This window comes from Mesorhizobium sp. M1E.F.Ca.ET.041.01.1.1, assembly GCF_003997355.1.
Taxonomy (GTDB): Bacteria; Pseudomonadota; Alphaproteobacteria; order Rhizobiales; family Rhizobiaceae; genus Mesorhizobium.
The window spans coordinates 1-663 of sequence record NZ_RZSL01001183.1 but is presented as its reverse complement, the minus strand read 5'-3'; the positions used below and the strand labels follow the sequence as shown (position 1 = coordinate 663).

Genomic DNA, 663 nt, shown 5'->3' with positions numbered 1-663 from the left:
CATCCCGGCCCTCGATGTCGTCACGGTGCGCTTTGCCGGGGCGCAGGCCGAAGGCGGCCACCATCACGCGCCCGACCCGTTCCTGGTGTCTGGCAAGCTCGCCAGCGGGCTCCTGGAGATCGTCGACACGCCGCAGGGCGAGCGCATGCGCCTGCGGCTCTCGCGCCACGCCGAGGGCCTGCGGGCGAACATCGCCATCGAGCGGTCGGGTGGCGGGGTCGAGCGCCTGCCGCTGTCGCCGCTCGGCGGCGACCACCATTATCTGCAGAGCCTGGTCGCTCCGGCCGAGCCGCATGAATTCAGCGCCAGGCTGCAACTGGTGGCCGGCGCCGACAGCGAGGATCTGCCCTTCGCCATGGCCGAGCCGGACGGCCACCATCACGGGCACGCGCATGGATGATACAAGCGCTCTTTGATTACCAGCGCGAAATCTATCTGGCGGTGGCGCAGCATCTCAAATCCTTCGCCGCCGATGACAGTTGGCCCGCCCTTTTTGCCGTGCTGCCGATGGGTGTGGTGTTTGGCGCCGCCCATGCGCTGACGCCGGGCCACAGCAAGACGCTGCTTGCCGCCTATGTCGCCGGCTCGCAGGTGAGGCTGTCGCGTGGATTGCTGGTATCGCTGGCGCTTTCCCTCACGCATATCGCGCTTGCCGTCCTGATT

General features: G+C 68.0%; 2 pseudogenes. Both read left to right on the top strand.

Annotation, left to right across the window (positions count from 1 at the left end):
- A pseudogene (locus EOA38_RS39635) lies at positions 1-400 on the top strand (cation transporter); the annotation flags it as partial.
- Positions 397-663: pseudogene (locus tag EOA38_RS38240) on the top strand (ABC transporter permease); the annotation flags it as partial. The pseudogenes EOA38_RS39635 and EOA38_RS38240, both read left to right, overlap by 4 nt.